The sequence below is a fragment of the Agrobacterium salinitolerans genome (assembly GCF_027498475.1).
In the GTDB taxonomy this organism is placed as follows: domain Bacteria; phylum Pseudomonadota; class Alphaproteobacteria; order Rhizobiales; family Rhizobiaceae; genus Agrobacterium; species Agrobacterium salinitolerans.
Genome location: NZ_JAPZLN010000006.1, coordinates 69,537 through 87,620, shown reverse-complemented (window position 1 = coordinate 87,620; position 18,084 = coordinate 69,537). Strand labels below are relative to the sequence as shown.

The 18,084-nt window shown below is 55.1% G+C and carries 14 protein-coding genes and 1 pseudogene; 4 read left to right on the top strand and 11 right to left on the bottom strand.

The window, feature by feature from the left end; all coding sequences use genetic code 11:
- Nucleotides 1-40: 40 nt before the first annotated feature.
- From virB5 to O9X91_RS20380, 5 genes are read right to left on the bottom strand one after another with little or no spacing between them, the layout of a single operon-like run.
- On the bottom strand, nucleotides 41-709 hold the full coding sequence (gene virB5 / locus O9X91_RS20400) for a pilin minor subunit VirB5 (RefSeq protein ID WP_012476031.1): 669 nt from the start codon (nucleotides 707-709) through the stop codon (nucleotides 41-43).
- 16 nt (nucleotides 710-725) lie between these two features.
- On the bottom strand, nucleotides 726-3,095 hold the full coding sequence (gene virB4 / locus O9X91_RS20395) for a type IV secretion/conjugal transfer ATPase VirB4 (protein ID WP_077768109.1): 2,370 nt from the start codon (nucleotides 3,093-3,095) through the stop codon (nucleotides 726-728).
- The gene (locus O9X91_RS20390) at nucleotides 3,095-3,421 is read right to left on the bottom strand and encodes a type IV secretion system protein VirB3 (protein WP_010900344.1); all 327 of its coding nucleotides are present in this window, start codon (nucleotides 3,419-3,421) and stop codon (nucleotides 3,095-3,097) included. The genes virB4 and O9X91_RS20390 overlap by 1 nt, the downstream gene beginning before the upstream one ends.
- The gene (virB2, locus tag O9X91_RS20385; protein WP_010900343.1) at nucleotides 3,418-3,783 is read right to left on the bottom strand and encodes a pilin major subunit VirB2; all 366 of its coding nucleotides are present in this window, start codon (nucleotides 3,781-3,783) and stop codon (nucleotides 3,418-3,420) included. Before virB2 ends, O9X91_RS20390 begins: the two co-directional genes overlap by 4 nt.
- Entirely contained in the window at nucleotides 3,783-4,505 is a 723-nt protein-coding gene (locus O9X91_RS20380; protein ID WP_010900342.1) for a type IV secretion system lytic transglycosylase VirB1, read from the bottom strand. Before O9X91_RS20380 ends, virB2 begins: the two co-directional genes overlap by 1 nt.
- 456 nt (nucleotides 4,506-4,961) lie before the next feature.
- Between O9X91_RS20380 and O9X91_RS20375 the strand changes: the two genes are divergently transcribed.
- Nucleotides 4,962-5,204 carry a hypothetical protein gene (locus O9X91_RS20375; RefSeq protein ID WP_077768110.1) on the top strand — a complete coding sequence of 81 codons (243 nt, stop codon included), beginning with the start codon at nucleotides 4,962-4,964 and terminating at the stop codon, nucleotides 5,202-5,204.
- A 72-nt stretch (nucleotides 5,205-5,276) separates the two neighbouring features.
- Here O9X91_RS20375 and O9X91_RS20370 read toward each other — a convergent pair whose 3' ends face one another.
- The 3 genes and pseudogenes from O9X91_RS20370 to O9X91_RS20360 all read right to left on the bottom strand — a co-directional run bounded on the left by O9X91_RS20370 (nucleotide 5,277) and on the right by O9X91_RS20360 (nucleotide 10,518).
- On the bottom strand, nucleotides 5,277-7,832 hold the full coding sequence (locus tag O9X91_RS20370; RefSeq protein ID WP_010900341.1) for a two-component system VirA-like sensor kinase: 2,556 nt from the start codon (nucleotides 7,830-7,832) through the stop codon (nucleotides 5,277-5,279).
- Between the two features lie 203 nt (nucleotides 7,833-8,035).
- Nucleotides 8,036-9,292, bottom strand: coding sequence for a cytochrome P450 (locus O9X91_RS20365; RefSeq protein ID WP_234886495.1), 1,257 nt, complete (start codon nucleotides 9,290-9,292; stop codon nucleotides 8,036-8,038).
- A gap of 25 nt (nucleotides 9,293-9,317) precedes the next feature.
- Nucleotides 9,318-10,518, bottom strand: a pseudogene (locus O9X91_RS20360) (pyridoxal phosphate-dependent aminotransferase).
- Nucleotides 10,519-10,986: 468 nt separating this feature from the next.
- On the opposite strand from O9X91_RS20360, the gene O9X91_RS20355 reads away from it, so the two are divergent.
- The 3 genes from O9X91_RS20355 to O9X91_RS20345 all read left to right on the top strand — a co-directional run bounded on the left by O9X91_RS20355 (nucleotide 10,987) and on the right by O9X91_RS20345 (nucleotide 14,787).
- Nucleotides 10,987-12,885 (top strand): potassium transporter Kup, encoded by a 1,899-nt coding sequence (locus O9X91_RS20355; protein ID WP_012476026.1) that lies wholly within the window; start codon nucleotides 10,987-10,989, stop codon nucleotides 12,883-12,885.
- 230 nt (nucleotides 12,886-13,115) lie between these two features.
- Nucleotides 13,116-13,358, top strand: coding sequence for a hypothetical protein (locus tag O9X91_RS20350; protein ID WP_142843418.1), 243 nt, complete (start codon nucleotides 13,116-13,118; stop codon nucleotides 13,356-13,358).
- Nucleotides 13,359-13,977: 619 nt separating this feature from the next.
- A complete protein-coding gene (locus tag O9X91_RS20345; protein WP_010900336.1) occupies nucleotides 13,978-14,787 on the top strand; it encodes a hypothetical protein in 810 nt (269 codons plus the stop codon).
- Nucleotides 14,788-14,994: 207 nt separating this feature from the next.
- On the opposite strand, the gene O9X91_RS20340 is transcribed toward O9X91_RS20345, so the two are convergent.
- From O9X91_RS20340 to O9X91_RS20330, 3 genes are all read right to left on the bottom strand, one after another.
- On the bottom strand, nucleotides 14,995-15,936 hold the full coding sequence (locus tag O9X91_RS20340) for a hypothetical protein (RefSeq protein WP_077768177.1): 942 nt from the start codon (nucleotides 15,934-15,936) through the stop codon (nucleotides 14,995-14,997).
- Nucleotides 15,937-16,458: 522 nt separating this feature from the next.
- Complete coding sequence (locus O9X91_RS20335) at nucleotides 16,459-16,758, bottom strand: hypothetical protein (protein ID WP_077768112.1); 300 nt, start codon at nucleotides 16,756-16,758, stop codon at nucleotides 16,459-16,461.
- A 56-nt stretch (nucleotides 16,759-16,814) separates the two neighbouring features.
- The gene (locus O9X91_RS20330; RefSeq protein WP_012476023.1) at nucleotides 16,815-18,083 is read right to left on the bottom strand and encodes a YiiX/YebB-like N1pC/P60 family cysteine hydrolase; all 1,269 of its coding nucleotides are present in this window, start codon (nucleotides 18,081-18,083) and stop codon (nucleotides 16,815-16,817) included.
- Nucleotide 18,084: the final 1 nt, after the last annotated feature.

The following is an 18,084-nucleotide window of genomic DNA, read 5'->3' as shown; positions in this document are numbered from 1 at the left end:
TTTCTACGGAGAAAGAGGGCCCTGAATGAACAGTAGCGGATCAGTGCAGTTGAGCGGCGCCAAATATAAGCGCAGTTGCCTGATGTTCCTTTCGTTGGGTCGCCGCCTCCTCCGCCTCGTGCAGCCCCGCCTGTGCGGTGGTCATCGTCAACAGGCTGGTCGCCTGAATGTTTTGAATAATTGCGTCATGGATCTGTTTGAGAAGCAAACCGTTGGTGACGGTGGCCTGCATGATATTGCGTGAGCGGGAGAGCTGGCCCGATGTCTCAGAATTTGCCGCAAGGCGCTTGTCCATTGCATCCAGATTGTCAGCCGCGACACCGGCAGCATTTGCGGCGCCTGCAATCTGCTGTCGCAAAAGATTTCCTTCAGCGTCGTCGCCCACGACTGCGCGATCGGCATCTAAGGTAATTGCACGCGCAGTTGTCGAAGCAGGCATCTGCGGCGAAAACATTTCCTTGTCGAGTTGGCCGGCAGAGGGATATTGGTTTTTCTGGTCGATCGCTGATAACATGCCGGTGACGCCAAAGGGCGAGGTCAACATTGTCACCATCGTGATCAATTGCTCGAGGTTCGCCGCAGTATTGATCGCTGTCGTCAGCGTTTCGGCCTCCGTTGCAGGGTCGCTGACAACAAACTGCGCCTTGGCAGTCCCCGACAGAACAAGGCATATGAAAAGTGCGTTTATTACGAGCTTCGTAATATTCATGACTTCGAACTCCAGATCAATCCTGTGCCTCATGGTAGCGCGTCATGAATTTTTCCAGCCAGGCAGAGGGTTCCTCTCCATGCGTCTCGCGCAACTGCTGGGCAAAACGCACCGTATTGGCACGCCCGGATAGTACGGCGACGTATTCCGGCATGTCGCGCAGATCGAATTCGCACACAACACTTCCGCTCTCGCGCTTCAGCAGAAATTTGCGGCTGCCAATCGCCATCTCCTCGCGAATAGCCTGAAATTCTCGCTCGGTGCACTTCAACCCGTCTATGTAAGCAGAGCGGTCTGCAGTGGGTGATGGGTAGAAGATTTTGGTCATACATTGTGCTACGAGGCTTGCGCCCAATGGTGAATCAAGTACGTGCTCGGGTTGCTGCGTCGCAAGAACTAACATTCCGTTGTTCTTCCGGACGGTCAGCAGGAACTTGTCGACGACTGCTGCGAATTTCTGATTAAGCAGGTAGGAACGAAACTCATCGCAGCTCATGACGAAGCGTCGGCCATCTACCATCGCTCCTATTCGATGCAAAAGGTATGCTGCGGCCGGCGCGCATACCTCCTCATATTCGAGGAGATGGGTCATATCGAAGCCCGTAATCGAAGGATCTAACTTCACTTCGTCCGATTCGCCGTCAAACGCCCAGCCAAGAGCGTTGCCTCGGCACCACCGCTGCAATCTAGCTCCCGCACCTTCGGAGGGCCCGTGCAATAAGAACTCCCTTAAGCCCGCAAGGGATCTCATGTTAGGCTCAAACGAAAGTTGCCGTTGGATACCGCGCTCTAAGCGGCGATTTTCCTCCGGCGAAATTCCCCCCCTGCCGTCGCTTTCAATCAGCGCCACGATCCACTCGCGGAGAAAGTCCCGCGCCGCTGCCGTATCCTCTAGGCCGCGCAAAGGTGCAAGGCCGCTTGGGACACCTCGTCGTAACGTGAGGTACGTGCCCCCGGTGGCGCGCACAAGCAGTTCACCGCCACGATCCTTATCGAAAAAAACGATCGTCCCGCTGCGGTCAACCACGCTCTGCTCAAGCATCGCCAGGATGAAGGTCATAAGTGTCGTTTTTCCCCTGCCAATCGGCCCGAAGATCGCGGTCATGCCCACGTCGTTTTCGTGCGGAATATAATCGAAGGGCGTCCCGCCGTTTGTACGGAAACGAGCAACCGCACCTCCCCAATGGCCCGACTTCCTTCCGATAGGGAAGTTCTCGAATGAAACCAAGCCGGCAAAGTTGCGTGAAGTGATCGCTCCGGGACGGGTACGCCATCTGTGGTTTCCTGGAAGCTGAGACCAGTATGCAGCCTCCATTCCAATGCTTTCCTGCACGATAACCGCGCCCGCGTCCGACAAGCTCGTGCGGGCTCGCGCACCATAGTCGGCAAGGGTATCGAGATCATCGCCATAGACACAAAGGCTGAGATGATGCGAACCCATGACGAATTCGCTACTGGCCAATGAATCTTCTGCTTGGGCGAGTTCACCGATCTGGGTGACCGCCTTGTCACCGGAGCTAGTCATCTGGTTCGATTTGAGGCTGAGCTTGGCGTGAGCCTGTGCACGTGTGAGGAAAGAGAAACTCTGGCTCAAAACGAGCGGAAAACTTGATGACAGGAGTGTGTTAAGCATTCCGGGCCGCGTCTTTGCCGGGTACTCGCGGAATGAAAAGATAGATCCAACGTAACGATCTTTCGGCGCTCTAATCTCGAGGGCACGCTTGCCGCAGATGACCCGGTCGGTATAAACTGAGGCGCCGAGGGATCCGCTAACGACCGGCACCGGTAAAAAACGACAAGTCATTATCAGGCGAAGGGCTTCACCAATTTCCGTGAAAAGCACCTGATTTTTTTCTCGGATGCCAAGTCGACGAAGTCCATACCCATCAAGCGCGCCAGCGACAACGTTCCAAAGATCCTCCAGATGTCGGATCTGATGCGCAAGATCGCCTGGGTTCTTCCCATAGCGCCTGGTGAATCTGCTTCCCACTTTACCGAGAGCGGTGCGAGGAGAGACAATGAGCGTGAGGAAGTGGTCGTTTCGAAACAGTTTACCAGACAGAACACGCCGCTCGAACGTTTCGCTTAGGCTTGACGCGAAGGTGCTGCGAAAATGGCGTACCGGCGGTACTGGCACATCGTTGTGACGGACGAGATGGGCATATACTGAGACGTTATCATCGGCAATATTGCGAAAGAGCGTGTTAAAGGCACGGCAGCGCGCATTTCGGACCTCTACTTCCTCCAGTTCGAAGGGAAGGCCACTGATATGCGCCATGGTCAAGATGGAACCGTCCTCTAGAAGAACGACATGGTCGCTGAGGTGCCCTACGTAAGGCAGGTAGATTTCCCCAGATCTCTCGGTCCGTCCGCTTGCTCCGAACATTACGTCATTCCTCTTCCTCGCGACGCCACTCTGATGGGGTTGGGACTGACGCTCGCGCCGCCCCACGCATGGCCGTCAACGCTTCTCCCTGCCGTCTGGAGAAACAGCAAGACCACGCTTGCCGCGTTATAGTCCCGCTCTACGATGAGCCGCGCTCCAAGCCACAGCGGCAAGAGAACAATTTCATAGAGGGGGTTCTGCACAACAACGATGAGAAACCCCGCCAACATCATGAAAACTCCAGCAAGCGTCAGCGGTACCCCAAAGAACAATGCAGGTCTCGTTGCCGCCAAGTAGAGTGTGGCTTCTTCAAGATCGGCATTCATCCCCCGCCCCCTGTCAGTGTTTGGCCGAGAAAGCTGGCTCCAAACATGATAACGATCCCGCCAACAACACCTGCTACCAGACCAAGGGAAGCTCGGCCGAACATCCACGATACCCCGATGGCTACGATACCAAGAACGGCGAGCGATTGACCAAACGGACCGAGAATAAACGTGCAGATATTGTTGACCATGGTGGCGGGGTCAGTGCCCCCAGCGGCCTGCGCGGCAGCTGGCTCGCAGAAAAACAAGCTCCAGCCGATCGCGCCGGTGACGCTCGGCACGTGCGGAGCCAGCAGGCGCACAGCTCTGTGCCAGAGGCCACGGAATTTCGACGGTGCGCGGTATCCTTCAAGCCATGCCATTATGGTGCATCTCCATCATTCGGTTCGAAAACTTGATCTTGTTCGGGGGATTTGCGCTCATTCGGCTGCTGCGCCTCTGGCGGCGCGGACGAACCGACTGCTGAGTGGGAGCGGTCGTATGAACCCCAGACGTTCCAGGGTTCTTCTGGACTCCGCTCATCACGGTCGCCTTTTTTCCCCGACTGAGCCAGCGGGGGGACGAGTAGCTGAGCCGCCACTTCGACCCTCCGCACATAGCCGTTCGCGAAGCCGCGTGTCGGGTTGCCGGTATTGTAAGCCGAAATTGCTCGCCGGATGGCAAGTTGTTCTGACTCTACCGTGTCGCCGCCACTATAATGCCGTACGAGCAGGTCCGCCGCCGCCGACAGGGACACGCAAGGGTTGATTGCATTGCCGGCAGTCAAGCCCAAGTTCGCGAAATTTTTCGAGTTCACTTGCATTAGGCCTACATCGACTGAATGCCCTGCTGCGACGCGATTGTTTACGCTTTGCGTAGCATCCGCCGGATTCTTGCCATGTAAAGTTTCGCCGGTGGTATTGTCATGCAGCACGAGCGGATCAAACTGACTTTCAACCTTCGCAATCGCTCCAAGCGTCGATGGAGCGACTGAAGGTGCGCATTCGCGAGCGAGTTGGTTAAATTCAGCGAACGAGAGCGGCGCAGCTTTGCTTGGCTGGACCATCAGAAAAATGATCCCGAAAGATCCTGCCGTCTTCCGCATTGTTTATTCCCCACTGTATCGCAATGATCTTGGTCAGCATGAAATGACTCGATCGCTAACAGTCGCGACTATGGGAGGTGTCTGTTACTTTCTGATTTTATTATCTTACCTCTCGGTTTCATTTGAAGCATCGAAGCGAAGCCGTTTGATTTCTTGAATCGAGGGAATCGGCGGCCCAAGCGGTGATCCCTAGGCCATGAGAGCGAATTCACCATAGCGGCGGTTTTCGAAAATTTTCGCAGGCTGGCGCGGAGGATGGTGCAGCCGCAGGAGATTTCGCAAAGCGCCCCCGAAGCGGAGATCGGCACCGACTGCACCCTAGACAGGGGGCCGTTCCTCACGTCTCCTAGTGCCGCGCGGCAGATACATCAAGTCCGTTGCATGAAACGCGATCGCAGTATTGACCTGCGAGACCGATGTCCTAGGATCACAACGAGATCTTTTTGAGGTGTTGTCTTGCAAAAGCTCGAACTCGTTTTTTTTGTTTGCGGTCTGTTGGCTTTGGGAACATGGCTTTATTCGAACGAGTATTGGGCGTATGGCGCACTTGCGACGATTTTCCTTCTGATGATCGCTTCGATCCATCTCCTCTTAACATCAAAAGAGCAGGTTTACCGGTTTTTTGCCTGTATATCACTGGCGGTGATTGCAGCCGCAACCGGAGTTGCGTTGTTGCGGATGTCGGGACTGACCGGCTGATTCCGCGACTGGGGATTAAATTAATAAGCAATCGCGTTGTGCGGCCGGCTTCTGTTCAGAGGGCGTATCGGTTTATGACGCAATCACGATTCCGCTGCTATTCGAGCCGACCATTCGTTCAGTTCTGATATTCGCACGAACGACATAGGCGAGAGTCTTTGCTGAAATCGGCTTTTCCAAAAAACGGGCAGATCCCTCGCGATCCGCAGAAAGGGGAACATTTTTCTGGTTTTCGCCAATAATGATGATGGGCGCTTTTGCCAGCTTTGAGATTAAGGACCCTGCACCGTCTCCATCCAGCAAAGACGGTTGATCAATTAGAACAAGATCAGGTTCTTTTCCTTCCAACACCCAGTCGATTAAACCATCCAACGTGTTAAAGCCGACTGGCTCATAGCCCAGCGCCGCGATCTTTTCCTCGTACATTTCCAGCGTGGCTAAGTCGGGTTCGACCACCGCGACAATCTCGCCGTTCCCAAGCGGGATTCTTCCAGGGTCAAAAAAACTCTCTGAATTTACCGGCTGCTTCGACGAAGGTGGCAAGTAGACGTCGAAGCGCGTACCTCTGCCGACAGTTGATACCACGTCGATGTAACCAGCCATCGCGCTAACGTGACCGTGAACCGTGGATAATCCCAGGCCCGTGCCACCGCTGCGGGCGCGGGTAGTAAAAAAAGGCTCGAAAATGTGCGATAATACCGCCTCTGTTATGCCTGCGCCGTTATCCTCAACTGAAAGAAGGATATACTCGCCGGTGGGAATAGTACCGTTTGTAAGAACCTTGTGTTTCCGTACGACAGACCTCCTAACGCTGACCTCCACACGCCCTAACTCTCGGCATGCTTCAGCAGAGTTTTTGCACAAATTCATCAGTATTTGCTCGACCTCAAGTGAGTTTCCTTCGATAACCATTGGAGCGCTCTGATATTTGAAATCGAGCTCGACGCCCGGAGGCAACGCAACACGTAACGACGGCGCGATCACGGTCACTAACTCCGAAAGATCGAATGGTTTTGTTGTTCGATCCCGCTTTCGACTAAGGGCAAGGATCTGGTTGACAATCAACCGCGCTCGATTGCCTTCAGAAATGATGTGATCGATGTAGTCTCGAGCATGAGTACGACGGCGCAGAACGTTGTGTGCCATTTCCGCGTAACCCAGAACTGCACCCAAAATGTTGTTAAATTCATGCGCAATGCCGCCGGCAAGCGTACCAACTGCTTCAAGCCGTTCCGCATGTTTCAAACGACGTTCCAGAATATCTCGCTGGGACTGCTTGCGCCGAATGACCGCATAGTGGCTAACACATGCAGCCGCTAGTTCCATCAGCTGCATTTCACGTGCGGTCGGCGTCTGTAGATGCTCTCGATCAAATCCCAGGCCAAAGACAGCGACTATTCGATCGGATACCTTGAACGCAAGCAGCACCCACAGAAATGGAGAGTCCTCACCGAAGCAGCTCGCTTTTCGTTGAGGATAGGCTCGGAAAATCCGCCCGCCGTCCTCGGCCCCTACCGTGGAAACAATTTCGCGCACCCGTTGTTCGTTCCACTCTGGCGCAGGAGTGCTTCCAAAAAAGGTGACGCCAACGTCATTCTCATTGATGTTGACCAGTCCCAGCGCGCATTGATGAGCTTCAAAGAATAATTGGATAATTCCCAACGCGGCATTCGTTGAGGATTCCAACGACGGTTTTGCTTCTGAAGCATCTTCGAAGCAAAGCCCAATCTTTTTGATCACTTCTTCGAAGTCCAGTCGTCTCGTCAACACCTTGGTTCGCAGATGTAACCTATGGACTAGGGAAATTATGCAAAAGCAAAAGAAAACCGAAACTGCGCCGAGGAAGACCCGTACCCGCTGTTCACCCGCGCTGGCCAAGCTATAAGCTTCAAGGTATGCTCGCTGCAACTTCTTCGTGTTGTCGATGGTTTCAGAAGTTTGGATCACTCCAACGGTGTCTTTCAATCGCGGCAGTAGAGTCAGGATAATCCTCCCACTGCGAACGATCTCCTTGACGCCTGCCTTATCCCCGTTCGCCGAAACCTGAAGCCGGTCGAGACGTTGGTTGATTTCCCGTGCAAACTCGAAATTTGGCTGAGACGAAAACTGGAGCATCAGATAGCCCAACTCAGCGACTTCTAGCGAGTTCAAATCCCTCGTATCCAAAGACCTCGGAAGCGAAGCTATCGACTGGTTAAAGGTCGCCAACGAATCCTGGAACATTACATTTTGCGTACCGAACGCTGCAACGGCTGCGTCGGTCGCATCTACTGAGCTCTTCACCCGCGCCAGCAATTCAGAAAATTCACCGGCCCCGTCGAGGCCCGCCCGCCTAAAAAGCTGCTGTAAATCTGCGACGCTCGTGCGCAGTCGCCCCAGAGGGACGATAAGAGGATGGTAATTCCGAAGAAGGCCGGCGTGAGCACGCAACACATTCCGCTGCAGCATCGCGCAATCCACGTCGATCGATTGCAGCTCTGTCAGGATCGCTTCGTTGCTTTCGTTGTCTTGCCAAGATCCTATGGCCAGAACCGCAAAAGATATCGAGGCAATTACCAGTACCAATACAGACCACGATTTGATATCAAGCAGAACCCTTCGGGAAGGTGATAAATGATCCCAAATCATGCGGTCACCTCTCCTTCTGACAGCCAATCCAACTAAGCAGATTTCGCGGAATCAACGGAGCCCAGTGGTCTGACCCAGTTTCTCATTACTCCGCATCCACGGTGAAAAACACCGACCGAACAAACCAAGCTGGTCCGACAAGAATTTGGCGGCGACTCCTATGCGCTTTCTTCCCATCAGCCAACGAGAGAAAGCAACTCGCTTCAATTTTCTCGATTGAAGCCAACTCTCATCTCCGCAATTCGGCGCACACCTCCATGACCCTGTACCGCCTGCCATTCACCTTCAATCGAGAGATTGGGAGCATGTCTAAGCACCGTAGCAAGTCCTTCTTGCAATTCCAAACGAGCCAACGCTTCCCCAAGGCATCGATGTTCACCGGTGCCAAATACCATATGCCAGCGCATCTGCTTGCGATGAATATCGAAAAGTTGAGGGTGGACATAGTGTTTCTCGTCTCTTAGCGCGGACATGGTGCAAAGTGCGAGAAGACTATTTTTGGGTAGTATGAACCCGTCAAGATCAATATCTGCCAGTGTTGAACGGGGATAGGATCCGACTGGAGGCTCAAAGCGCAGTCCCTCCTCGACGGCGGCGGCCACGAGAGTACCATCGTTCAACAGTGCGTCCCATGCCTGTCGATGTTGCAAAAGCTGTCCGGTCAGTGCAGTGAGGCCGGTTTTGGTCGTGTCAGTTCCAGCCAAGATGATAAGCATCAGCTGGGTTAGGCCTTCGACGGGCGAGAGATCCTCCGCTTCTCGCGTTGCGTTTATGTAGGATGAGAGGAAGTCATCACGCGGATCCGTTCGGCGATCGTCAATTACCGCTTGCACGTAGTTCTTAAACTCGACCGCTGATTTTTCGATGTCCGGAAAGTCGGCATCCCGCCATGAAGGGCTCAGGCAGCGAGCAACGCGATAGACGAGTTGAGTAAAATAGGGAATGTCGCTTGGCGGGAGGCCTAACAGGCTGGCTATCGTAACGGCTGGGAGCTTTGAAGCATATTCCCCCACGAAATTGAAGGAACCAAGCTCCTTCAAATCTCGAAAAAGGATCTCCGTCAATTGCCTTATTTGCGGACGTAGATTTTCAATCATCCGGAATGCGAAAGTCCGAGTAAAAGGAGAGCGACGCCTGCTGTGGGTTTCCTTGTTTGAAAAAAGCATGCTGTAGCGAACGAAGTCGAAGACCGCTCCTTCGTTGACCCCCCGATTGAGCATCAGTTCCGTCTCTATCTGACGGGTCCGAGGGTCACTACTTAAGCCCAATACATCGTCCGCCCTAAGTACGAGGTATACGCCGTCCTGCCTGCGGAGGAAGGGCCGCTTCGGCCGCCATTCTTTAAAAATAGCGTGGCCGAACCGATCTAAGTCCGCGATACTAACGTTGTCTGGGTCGATCGACGCCGATATCATTGGCCCGGACTCTTCCGACACTTTTTGAGAAACTCTACCATTCATAAAATAACCTCTGGAGGATACGCTCTTACGAGCAATTCGAGCAAAACTGCTGAATGCGGCGGCAGGCTTCCTCGATAAGCGCTTCCGACGTCGCATAGGAGATGCGGAAGTTCGCGCCGAGGCCGAAGGCCGAGCCGTGAACGACGTCAACGCCTTCCGATTCCAGAAGCTCGGAAACGAAATCCTCGTCCGTCTCGATGACCTTGCCCGACGGCGCCGTCTTGCCGATCAGGCCGGCGCAGGACGGATAGACGTAGAAGGCGCCTTCCGGCACCGGGCAGACGATGCCCTTGGCCTGGTTCAGCATGGAGACGACGAGGTCGCGGCGGCCTTCGAAGATCTTCTTGTTCGCCGGGATGAAGTCCTGGGTGCCGTTCAGCGCTTCGACAGCCGCCCACTGGGCGATCGACGTCGCACCCGAGGTCTGCTGCCCCTGGATCATGTCCATGGCCTTGATGAGCTGGAGCGGGCCGGCGGCATAGCCGACGCCAGCCGGTCATTGCATAGGCCTTGGAGACGCCGTTCATCGTCAGCGTCCGGTCGTAGAGGCTGGGCTCGACTTCAACGGGCGTGACGAACTTGAAGTCGCTATAGGTCAGGTGCTCGTACATGTCGTCGGTCAGCACCCAGACATGGGGATGCTGCATCAGCACGTTGGTCAGCGCCTTCAGCTCCGCATGCGTATAGGCCGCACCCGTCGGGTTGGACGGCGAGTTGAAGATGAACCACTTGGTCTTCGGCGTGATCGCCTTTTCGAGATCCGCCGGCTGAAGCTTGAAGTCATGCTCCTGGGTGGCCGAAACGAAAACCGGCGTGCCGCCGCAAAGCGCCACCATCTCGGGATAAGACACCCAGTAAGGCGCCGGGATGACGACTTCATCGCCCGGGTTCAGCGTCGCCATGAAGGCGTTGAACAGGATCTGCTTGCCGCCGGTGCCAACGATCGTCTGCTCCCAGGAATATTCCAGACCGTTTTCGCGCTTGAACTTGGAGGCGATCGCCTTGCGCAGCTCGGGGATACCGGACACCGGCGTGTACTTCGTTTCGCCGCGGTTGATCGCGTCGATGGCGGCCGTCTTGATATTGTCGGGCGTATCGAAATCCGGCTCTCCTATATTGAGGCGGACCACGTCCCTGCCCTCAGCTTTAAGCTCGCGAAACTTCTGCGAGACAACGATAGTGGCAGAAGGCTTTATACGGGAGAGAGCATCGGAACGCACGAACATGACAGGCTGACCCAAACGTTTCAAAAGGAAGTCTTCCCGATGTTTTTATGTTGAACGCGCTTCGGATTTCAATCGACGCGTGGTCCCCTGTTACAAATGAAATCAAATTTGACGTCCTCAGCGAAGCGCGCGATTTGAAGTCGTTCAAAGCGGCTTGGTATGCCGCCGCGTCTGCGATCGGCAATTCTGAAAGCCGCCCCTGCGAAACTCGTCGCTTTAAGAGCCCGAGTGGTCCTCGATCAGCGCATCAGTTTGCCGAACGGATTTGCAACTTTGTGAGCGTTACAGATGAAGCTCGATCCGACGTTTCAGCTCTGTTGAGATCATGAGATAAGGCCTCAAAGAAACGCCTGCATCATCAAAGAATTCTTCGACCGGTCAATTTTCCAACGCCGTTGCGAAAGCCTTTGTTGCGTTTTAAACGATGCGGGAAAAGGAGGCTGGGGCTCCGAAGAGCCTGTTGAAATCATGTCCGCAGAAAGCCATCCGACCGAATCCCAGATGACGCCGAAAAAGCTGTTCTATCTGACGCTGGGTTCCATCGGCGTCGTTTACGGCGATATCGGGACCAGCCCGCTCTACGCCTTTCGCGAGGCGTTGAAGCCGGTGGCCCATGACGGGCTCACCCGTTTCGAGGTCATCAGCCTGATCTCGCTGATGATCTGGGCGCTGACGATCATCGTCACCATCAAATATGTGCTCTTCCTGCTGCGCGCCGACAACGAAGGCGAGGGCGGCACGCTGTCGCTGCTTGCTCTTTTGATGAAGACCGCCAACGGCCATACCGCCATCCTGATGCTGCTCGGCCTCTTGGGGGCTGCGCTTTTCCTCGGCGACGCGATGATCACGCCGGCGCTGTCGGTGCTGTCGGCGGTCGAAGGCCTGAAGCTCGTCACGCCCAGGCTCTCGGAATATATCGTGCCGATCTCGGTGGTGATCCTGGCGCTGCTCTTCGTCGTGCAATCGCGCGGCACCGGCGCCGTCGCCAAATTCTTCGGCCCGATCACCGCCGTCTGGTTCCTCGTCATGGCCGCCGCCGGCATTTCGCATATCTCGGACGATTTCGGCATTCTTGCCGCCTTCAATCCTTACTATGCCGTCAGCTTCCTGCTGCATGAGGGCTTCTACGGCGTCGTCGTGCTCGGCGCCGTCTTCCTGACGGTGACGGGTGCGGAGGCGCTTTATGCCGATCTCGGCCATTTCGGCCGTCGCCCGATCCAGTGGGCCTGGTTCCTGCTGGTCTTCCCGTCGCTGACGCTGAACTATCTCGGGCAGGGCGCACTCGTGCTCGGCAAGCCGGAGACGATGTCGGATCCCTTCTACCTGATGTATCCGCAATGGGCGCTGCTGCCGGTTGTCATCCTGGCGACCGCGGCGACGATCATCGCCAGCCAGGCTGTTATAACAGGCGCTTTCTCGATGGTGCGCCAGGGCATCAACCTTGGCTTCCTGCCGCGCAGGGAAATCCTCTTCACCTCGGAAACCAATACCGGGCAGATTTTCGTGCCCTCGGTCAATGCCGTGCTGTTCATCGGCGTCATCTTCCTGGTCCTGAGTTTCAAAACCTCGGACGCGCTGGCGACCGCCTATGGCATCTCCGTCACCGGCGCCATGGTCGTCACCTCGATCATGGCCTTCGAATTCGTTCGCGCCCGTTGGAACTGGTCGCTGCCGGTTGCGGTGATCGCGCTGGCGCCGCTGGTCATACTCGAATTGATCTTCCTCGGCGCCAATCTTTTGAAGATCCACGACGGCGGCTATATCCCGATCCTGATCGCCACGGCCTTTACCGTCATCATGTGGACCTGGCGCCGCGGCACTGCGATCCTGATGGAAAAGACCCGCCACACCGATATTCCGCTCGCCTCCTTCGTCAGCTCGATCGAGCGCAAGAGCGAACATTCGCCGGCCCAGGTTCCCGGCACGGCGATCTTCCTGACCAGCGATCCGGAATCCGCACCCGCCGCCCTGCTGCACAATCTCAAGCACAATCACGTGCTGCACGACCGCAACGTCATCCTGACGATCCGCACGGTCAACAAGCCGCGTGTGCCGAGTCAGGACCGTTACAAGGTCGAGCAGATTTCCGAGCGTTTCTCGCGCGTCGAACTGCTGTTCGGCTTCATGGAATCGCAGAACGTCTCACAGGCGCTCGCGACGCTGCGCAAGGCCGGACTGAAGTTCGACATCATGTCGACCTCATTCTATCTCGGCCGGCGCAAGCTGGTGCCGGACGCCAATTCAGGCATGCCCTACTGGCAGGACCGGTTCTACATCCTCCTTGCGAATGCGGCCTCACTCCCATCAGACTATTTTCACCTTCCTGCCAACCGGGTTGTTGAACTGGGATCGCAGATTATCGTTTAGACGCGGCCCCTGACGGCGACCGGCGAGGACCACTCTCGACAGTGTTTGGCAAACAAGGGATTGTCCCGACTTTGCGAGCAGGTTCGGACCAATATCTGCCTCTAATGCAGAGCGAGCCGCATTCATCCAGCCCCGTTGGATTACAGCTGAAACTGACCTTCTCCCACGGCAAATCATTTTAGCACATTCAGATTGCATAGGGGGTGAAAGCTGTACAAGGAGACTGAACCATGAGCCTGAACGAAAAACCAGGTACTGCAAACAGCCGCTCGGATCTGGAGCCGGCTGGTGTCGACGGCACGCAATCGACAAGATTGCCAACCGCTTCAGAGATCGAGGGACCAACCGTTGCGCTACAAAGATCATTTTTTCAACAGTTGCTCTTGGACTTTGCCTACGGATGTGAATTTTTTTATCCACTACAGCAATATGAAGCTTTCACTTCGAAAGCAAAAGACGATGATGAGAACTGATGGCGGCCACTCGCCGAAGGAGTTCAAGGCGGCGACGCTTGAATCGGTTCTCGTTTACGAATGCGCCGCGCCTGACGCGGATTCAGATCAAATGTTCCAAAGCTACCCGCACCCCATTGCCAATGTCGAGAGATGACGACTTCCAACGACGCCTTGGCGCCTCAAAGCGGTATGGCTTGTCGTGATACAATAACCGACTGCAGAAATTGCCATGTCAATGCGGTGGGAGTGGGCGACTGACCGGGGGAAAGCCGTTTGGTACATACATCTACGTCTTAATCCGAAACAAAGTGCACTCGAATTTCCTGAAGTAATGAGAAGCCAACGTAGTTTTTTCGGTATGACATCCAACGGCAACGCGTCCGAAGGCAATGCTTTACATTTGTAACACGATTGACATTTAACCAACCTCGAAGGAACGCTAGAAGTTCCAGTACACCAAACGAGCTGAACTCAACGGTGGACAATCAGAACGATTGGGCGGCCGGCGGAAGATGCATGAGCAGACACGAAAGCCGGAACAAACTGCCCCGCTGGCCACTCCGCGAACAGCGATGCTTCCAGTCCTCCCCAAGATCAACATTCAACTCGCCCACGCACATCCAGGGAGTAATTCAGTATGTCGAATTTTTGCTTAAAGTCTGTGCAGGTAACAGCAATCGCATCGACTATAGCGCTCGTGCTGGCCGCGAATACCTTGGCACAAGAATCTTCCACCGCCTCTCCATGGCCGGACACACCAACCGCTCGGATCGAGGCGCTCGCAGTTCTCCAGACCTTGAATGCAAATCTCCTGGGAAATCCTAGCGCCACCTTGACGCTCGATCGCTGGTGTGCCGCGCACAAACTCGCCCCGGAAGACTCCAAGATCGTTGCCCAGCGCGTGCGCGTACAAGACACGCCCGCCGATAGCAGTATCCGAGAACTTCTTGCCGTGGGATCAGAGGAGCCTATCGCTTATCGCCGCGTTCGCCTGGTTTGCGGAAATCGCGTACTATCAGAAGCCGACAACTGGTATGTTCCGGCGAGACTGACAATGGAAATGAATAACGCGTTGAGCACCAGTGATATAGCGTTCGGCAGGGCCGTTCAGTCTCTTAACTTCACCCGCACCAACCTATCTTCCAATCTGCTTTGGTCTCCTCTACCAGAAGGCTGGGACATGGGAAATGAATTAACTGCGAACCGGAGAGGACCACTGGTCCTGCCACCGTTTCTTCTCGAACATCGTGCCGTGTTGAAGCTGCAGGACGGCACACCATTCAGTGCTGTGGTAGAAAAGTACACAAACAAAGTGTTGGATTTTCCGGCTCCGATAGCAATCCAAGGCTGGCTATTGGGACGCACGACCCGAGCGTCGGGCAGCACGCCCACGCGCTCCTGTTCTACATCTCCGGTCGAGCCTTGTCCTATGTCAATCTCACGATGAAAGCCCCTACTGCGGATTGCGGCTGGCGTTTTCCCCTTGGAAAAGCCGTTCCGGGTGCCAATCAATCCTCATTCCTCGGACCAGCACAGCTTGCAACGAGGCCGATGCCGATTGACTGCACCAAACACGAATGAAACCTGGAGCACAGCGGGGACAAGTCACCTTGTAATCCCTCCACTCACGCCAACACGGAACGGCTGCCGAGAGTTACCGTGACAATGCCGATCTGTCCCGATCGCGGGAGGATGAATCGAATTCGGCGCGCGTACGGGTGTAGGCATCACCGACGTTCTTGACGAAACTCTCGTGTGCCGTCAGAAGGCCGATAGCATTTGGCCCTCTCGTCACGACCGATCGACTATATCTTTCGATTATGTCAATCACCTCGTCGATAGGTTTCACCTCCGGTTCTTTCGCGTCTTGATACCTGCGGGGATGCGCCGCCATGTTTTTTTCAATCTCAAAGTCTGCGACAGCCCGGCGGAACAGGCGCAGCAGCTCCGGGCGATTGTTCCTCTCGTGTTGTACCCGAGTTTTTTGGTCGTCGTTTAAGTGCTTCTCGCCCTGGACCAATACGTCTGCGGCGGGGCATTTCTGACCCTGGTTCCAAGTAAGAGGGGGATCAAGCTGCAAGATTTCGATCGAACGTTCGATTAAGCGCGTCTTATTGACTTCCCCAAGATCGTCCAGATGCTTTATCACGCTCAGAATTGCGTCGCACTGATCAGGCTGAGGGAGGTTCAGGATGTTGGTTGTGAATCGTGCTTTTCCAGCCTCAGATTGAAACTTCAGAAGTGGTCCTACCGCCCGCGTTCTTGCCGTTTCAGATGGCCGGTTCACCTGCCAATCAGGCAATTGCTCCCCAGGGATGATTGTATCGAAGACTGCTTTTGCCGATGTACCAATCCTTTTCACGCGAGCGTGATAAATTCCGATAGGGCCTCGACGTAAAGCTTCGCGACCTGCGGAGCCAGTTCGCTCTAGATTTCCGAGATCTCGTGCGGTTTCGACCACATCCTGGGTTGGAACGTAGGTAGCAACTTTTGCAAGTACATCGGAAGGTAGGTTTCGGTTTGGTGACGCAGGATCACTCTTCACCCGAGCAGACTCAGATTCTCGGGGAGGTGTTCGTTGGCTGCTGGACGGCATGAGAAGCTCCATTTTTCTTCAATCACGCTAACCTTACTCAGATGAAAAGGGCGTCTCCACTGCTAATCTATTACTTTTGCAACACTTGAAATGCAGGTTGGCTGCATGAACGAGCGCCAACGCTAGCGCCCCTGCCAGCCCAGCGGATCAAATACAGCCACCCTCTTTTTCTCCAACTTTGCGAGGTGACGCTACTTGTCGCGATCTAAATGTCGCTGATGGTCGAGGGAATAGGCCCCTCCCGCCGGCGCAGAGATTGGCAATCTTACTGGACACGGCGCCATATCACGGCAATCGGCTTCTTCAAGTGCATTGCAGAAAAACGAATGCGCTGTTGACGGATCTGCTCATGAACACGGCAGGCGGGATTAAGGATCACAAACGCGCCACCTTCTCAACGATGCTAGTTAAAAGGCTCCGCATGTACGGCCACGATCGCGCGAGCTAGCCTTCATCAACACAGCCGGCGAGTCGGCGCATATATCCCGCTATTTTTCTTCGGCTATAGCCGGTCGATAGGTCTTAGGCTAACGTCGAATCAGCGGCAAGGTCCGCAAAACGTGACATCGCGCCCTCGATATCATCCCACGCAAGGGCATCTTTCCGATGTTTCACCTGCACATAGATACGGATGCCATCGAGTTGGATTTCTACATCTTCGTCGCTTTCGACAGCGATCTCCCGCGCAGCGATGGTTGCGGCTGACAACAAACATTGAACTGCATAGAGGTGCTGGAATAAGTAGCCGCGATGCACGGCTTCGATCCGACGCAGTTGCGCTGGGTCCAGAACACTGTTTCCTGAACGGCCTAACTCACCCAAAGCAGCGCATCCTCTTTTATCACAGCCTTCGTTTGCGGTCCCATTCTCTTTCCAAGTCAATGCAGGAACGGCATCAGGATGTTGCCCATACCGCGCCGTATCTCGATGCAGTCGCTGCACAGGCGCAGGGAGGGTACGCCCGGCATCGTCTGAGCGCCATTCGCAAGACGGTAGGACATGGCTGGCCGGTCGCCGCATGACGAGCAGACTTCCGAACTTCCTTCCGCCGTGACGACCATGCGCGACAACGCGGCCAGCTTCGGTTCGACGCGATCAACGACCGAATACCAATAGGCGCTGTGCGGCTCGATCTGCTCCAACTGTTTCTTCAGGTCGTCAGGATAGTGCTTCAACAGCCACGCACACGCGACCTCCCTGCGGATCTGATCGTTAAGCACAAGAGTTTCGTACAGGTCCACCAACAGCCGGAGGGATTGACCGCCGTGCTGGGTCTCTAGCATCTGCAACTGTATGAGGTTAATGGAAAACCGCACGCCTCCGCTGTAAGCCTCGCTCACTGTACCTATGCAGTATTCACGTATGTCGGCCATCTGCTCGGGCGCGGACATCGTTGCGATTAGGCTCTGGTCGTAGCGCCAAGGGTGAGCCGCTATTTCACCGCGCCACAGATCAAGGTAGCCGCTCTCGCGCAGAACCTCTGCAATCTCCGGATCAGCCTCAGGGCGAACCACGAGTAAAGCATGGAGTTCGTTTAGGCTCTCCAAGTCCGGAACGAACGTACGAGCGACGTCAAGAATGGCTTTGTGGGCCTGATGTGTATCTCGGATCGGGTTACGATTGGTTTCGAGCCAACGCCATTCTTCCTCGGACACGGCTTCGGTCTCTATCGGGATTTCCACCAGCAAGCGACTACGTCGTAAATCCTCCGGCGAGCAATAGTCTGCGTCCGGCACAAGATTGATGCCCGCGTTTCTGTAGACGCGGGCCACTAAACGAGAGCAATATTGCCGCTTCGATCTCGGCTTTCGGACAGCAGCGACCGACCGCATGGCCTCCGGCACAGAATAACGCGCACCGATCTCGGCCCGCGCGAAATCGATTACATTTGAAAGTACCTCGCGGGGGAGAGCTTCCTTCAGGCGGAAATGGAAAACCTGCTCGTCATCCTCGAACAACTCCCGCTGCAGGTTGCGCGCCTGTACCCCGTCCGCGGTGGAATCGATAAACGAACCATGCTGCACGCAGATCATCGCGTGTGAAACGATGCCCCCCGTGCTGAAGCGGATCGATTTGCTTATCTTTCCCGGTCGAGCTGTGAGGAGAATATCTCCAGGCTGAACACTTTTGATACTAATGCGCTTCATT